This is a genomic window from Aeromonas sp. R3-1 (genome assembly GCF_040908345.1).
GTDB classification, from domain to species: Bacteria; Pseudomonadota; Gammaproteobacteria; order Enterobacterales; family Aeromonadaceae; genus Aeromonas; species Aeromonas veronii.
Genome location: NZ_JBFODN010000202.1, coordinates 1 through 3,749, shown reverse-complemented (window position 1 = coordinate 3,749; position 3,749 = coordinate 1). Strand labels below are relative to the sequence as shown.

Sequence of the window (3,749 nt, the reverse complement as noted above, 5' to 3'; positions counted from 1 at the left end):
GGCGCAAGGGTGGAGCGCCGCGCAGGCGGGCGAGCTGGTCGCCTGGCTGGCACTGGCGCAGACCGCCAGCGGCCTTGGCTTGCCGCTACTGGCGGCGCGCAGTCTGGATCGGCGGCCGTGGATGGGGCTTGCCATCGCCATGCAGCTGGCGGGATTTGGCGGCCTCTGGCTAGCGCCAGCCAGTGCCCCGATCCTCTGGTGCATGCTGTGTGGTGCCGGTCTGGGCGGTAGCTTTTCCCTCATCATGGTGATTGCGCTCGATCACCTGCCCGACCCGCGCCGCGCCGGCACCCTGAGCGCCCTGATGCAGGGCTTCGGCTTTATGCTGGCGGCCACCGGCCCCTGGGTCGCCGCCCGCCTCTATCACCTGTTCGGCGACTTCGCCGCCGCATGGCAGTGGCAGCTGGGGGGATTGCTGCTGATGAGCCTGCTGGTGCTGCGCCTCGACCCGCACCACTACCCTCGCGTCATGCGGTTACCGATCGCCAGCGAGCCAACCCTTTCGACGGCCCTCCCGGCCAACTCTGCGGCCCAAAGCAACACACCGGCCTGAGGCCGGTGTGTTGGAGATAATAGTGTTGGGGATAACCGTATTGGAGATGACTGGCGGCTGATGCCACTCAGAGGGGCAACTCAGCGCCCCTTCTTCTGCCGTCCGCTGTTAGCAGTGCGCGGCTTGCCTGCGGCCGGTTTGCCTCCCTTGGGAGCCCCTTTGCCTGCACTGCCCTTGCCAGCGCCACCCTTGCCCACCGGCAGCTTCTTCTCGAAGGCTTCCGGGCCCGGCACATTGGGACGCCCGCCAATCTCGTGATCATCATCGCGGCGCGGCTTCTTGCCTTGGGCCGGCTTGGCGGTTTGCGCCGCAGGGGCCTTGGCCGCCTTCGGTTTGTCGCCTTTGGCCGGTTTCACCTCGGAGGAGGAGTCCTCAATCAGCTTGAACAGATCGATCAGCTCGTCGTCGGTGAGATCGCGCCACTCGCCCACCGGCAGCCCCTTGAGGCTGACGTTCATGATGCGGATGCGCTCCAGCTTGATCACTTCAAAACCGAAGTGCTCGCACATGCGGCGGATCTGGCGGTTCAGCCCCTGCACCAGGGTGATGCGAAAGACGAACGGCGCCTCTTTCTTCACCTTGCACTTCTTGGTCACAGTACCGAGGATCGGCACCCCGGCCGCCATGCCGCGCACAAACTCGTCGGTCACCGGCTTGTCGACGGTCACCAGATACTCTTTCTCGTGATCGTTGCCCGCCCGCAGGATCTTGTTGACCAGATCGCCGTGGTTGGTGAGGAAGATCAGCCCCTGCGAATCCTTGTCGAGCCGCCCGATGGGGAAGACCCGGGTGCTGTGGTTGACGAAATCGACGATGTTGTCCTTCTCGCCCGCCTCTGTGGTACTGACGATACCCACCGGCTTGTTGAGGGCGATCAGCACCAGACTGTCCGCCTCGCGCGGCTCGATCACCTGACCGTTCACCTTGACCAGATCGCCAACCTGCACCTGATCGCCAATCCCGGCACGCTTGCCGTTGATAAAGACGTGGCCCTGCTCGATAAAGCGGTCGGCCTCGCGACGCGAGCAGATACCGCTCTCGCTGATGTATTTGTTCAGACGCATGGATTCGTTAGCCAGCATGGGTCACCTGCCACAGGGTCTGGGCCGCGCCCGGTTGTGCCATCGCCTGTTCCGGCTGCGCCGGGGAGGCTGTTTGCTGCATCAGCCAATTCACTACGTCAAAGTTCTGCATACCATTCCATCTTCAAAAAAGGCCAATGCCAGCTTATCCATCAAAAAACGCCGCTACAGTAGCATAATTGCCCCCTTTCAGGGGCAGATAGTTGCAAGGTCGCAGCGCCCAAACGGGCATCCGCGGACAAGTTCACGCCGCCAGATGGCCCGCGATGCAGCCTTCGAACGGCCAGCCTGATGTAAGCGGCGTGATCAGGCGCCCACAGCCAGCGCGGCCGAACGCCATCAACTATACATATCACCTTGTTTCCATTAGGCTTTAAGCCGGTTGGCAGCGCCTTGGATGCTGCGCCAAACTCGCCCGCCCAGAGGCGGCTCTACCCCTATCGCCAAGGATTGCACCATGCTGGCTCACACTCGCCGCCTTGTTCGCCGTGCTCTGCTGACCCTGTTGCTGCTGTTGCTGACCGCATGGGCGGTGATCGCCTACTTCGCCTGGCAGGCAGCGCCGCTGCAGCTGTGGCACACAGTGGTGCCCCCCGAACTCAGTGCCGATGAGCTCGATCGCAGCGACTGGCAAGCCTATCTGGCCCGCGAAGCAGAGCTGTTCGAGCTGGTGGCCACCGAGGTAGTCGCCAAAACGCCGCCGGAGCAGCAACTGGCCAGCAATCGCTACTATCAGGACGCCCCCATCAATCCCGCCCGCTTTCAGCAGAACTGGAACCGCTCCTACCTGCTGCGCCCCGAGGGGGAAGTCAAAGGGGTAGCGGTGCTGCTGCACGGCCTGACCGACTCCCCCTACAGCCTGCGCCATCTGGCCAGACGCTATCAGCAGCAGGGCTTTATCGCGCTGGGGCTGCGGATCCCCGGCCACGGCACAGTGCCCGCAGGCCTCGTGGATGTGGATTGGGAGACCTGGCTGGCCGCCACCCGACTGGCGGTGCGGGAGGCCAGATTGCAGGCACCGGGCAAGCGGCCGCTGCATCTGGTGGGCTTTTCCAACGGCGGCGCGCTGGCGGTGAAATATGCGCTCGATGCGCTGACCGACCAGAGCGGTGCGCTGGCAAAACCGGATCGGCTGGTGCTGATCTCCCCGATGATCGGGGTGACCCGCTTTGCCCGCTTCGCCGGGCTCAAGGCCGTGCCTGCCCTGCTGCCCGCCTTTGCCAACGCCGCCTGGCTCGACACCATGCCGGAGTTTAACCCGTTCAAGTACAACTCGTTCCCGGTCAACGGCGCGCGCCAGTCCTACCGCCTGACCCACGCCATCCAGCAGCAGGTGCGCCAGCTGGCCGCCAGTGGCGAGCTGGCGGCGTTTCCCGCCGCCCTCACCTTCCAGTCGGTGATGGACTACACCGTCAGCACCCGCTCCATCATTGCCGATCTCTACCACTACCTGCCGGCCAACGGCAGCGAACTGGTGTTGTTTGATATCAACCGCAGCACCCTGTTTGGCCCGCTGATGAGCTCGGCCTCCGAGCTGGCGCTGCAACGCTTGCTGCCAAACGCCCCCGAGCACTATCGCCTCACCGTGGTGGGCAATGTGGAACCCGCCTCCCCCGCGACGCAGGCCAGAACGCTGGCCAGCGCCGACCAGCCTGAGCAAGTTCACCCGCTGGGTATCGATTATCCCAAGGAGATCTACTCCCTCTCCCACGTGGCGCTCCCCTTCCCGATGGACGACCCCCTCTATGGCATGGCGGCGCACCCGGAGCAGCGGGAGCAATATGGCATCAATCTCGGCGGTCTGGCCCTGCGCGGCGAGCGCGGTGTGCTGATCGTCAACCCCGGCGCCCTCACCCGCACCTCTTCCAACCCTTTCTACCCCTATCTGCAGCAGCGGGTGATGGAGACGCTCACCGCCCCTCCCGTCGCCCGGCCTGCCGCCGTAACCCCTGCCAGCAGCGGTCAACCTGATGCGGCCTATCAGGCAGAAGTGGAGCAGTTTTTACAGGAGAGCGATGAGAGCAGCTCGCCTTTCTAGGGCGTTTCTGCCACATCGGCCAAGCGGCCGACTTGCTTGGCGCAATAGCGATACAAGAAAGGGGCCGTCAATTGAC

The 3,749-nt window shown here is 64.2% G+C and carries 4 protein-coding genes; 2 read left to right on the top strand and 2 right to left on the bottom strand.

All coding sequences use genetic code 11. From position 1 onward, the window contains the following. Positions 1-553, top strand: a 553-nt coding sequence (locus tag AB5Y85_RS12980) for an MFS transporter (protein ID WP_368221541.1), incomplete at its 5' end; no start/stop codon positions are given. An 80-nt stretch (positions 554-633) separates the two neighbouring features. Here the strand turns inward: AB5Y85_RS12980 and rluF are convergent. Together rluF and AB5Y85_RS12970 are read right to left on the bottom strand one after the other, a co-directional pair. Next, the gene (gene rluF, locus AB5Y85_RS12975; RefSeq protein ID WP_368221539.1) at positions 634-1,635 is read right to left on the bottom strand and encodes a 23S rRNA pseudouridine(2604) synthase RluF; all 1,002 of its coding nucleotides are present in this window, start codon (positions 1,633-1,635) and stop codon (positions 634-636) included. Then, a complete protein-coding gene (locus tag AB5Y85_RS12970) occupies positions 1,625-1,747 on the bottom strand; it encodes a hypothetical protein (protein WP_005350832.1) in 123 nt (40 codons plus the stop codon). The genes rluF and AB5Y85_RS12970 overlap by 11 nt, the downstream gene beginning before the upstream one ends. Positions 1,748-2,092: 345 nt before the next feature. On the opposite strand from AB5Y85_RS12970, the gene AB5Y85_RS12965 reads away from it, so the two are divergent. Then, a complete protein-coding gene (locus AB5Y85_RS12965; protein ID WP_368221537.1) occupies positions 2,093-3,673 on the top strand; it encodes an alpha/beta hydrolase in 1,581 nt (526 codons plus the stop codon). Positions 3,674-3,749 lie beyond the last annotated feature (76 nt).

Bases quoted from the DNA above. Each gene is read 5' to 3' on its own strand.
- rluF (WP_368221539.1), bottom strand. From the start codon at position 1,635: ATGCTGGCTAACGAATCCATGCGTCTGAACAAATACATCAGCGAGAGC.
- AB5Y85_RS12970 (WP_005350832.1), bottom strand. From the start codon at position 1,747: ATGCAGAACTTTGACGTAGTGAATTGGCTGATGCAGCAAACAGCCTCC.
- AB5Y85_RS12965 (WP_368221537.1), top strand. From the start codon at position 2,093: ATGCTGGCTCACACTCGCCGCCTTGTTCGCCGTGCTCTGCTGACCCTG.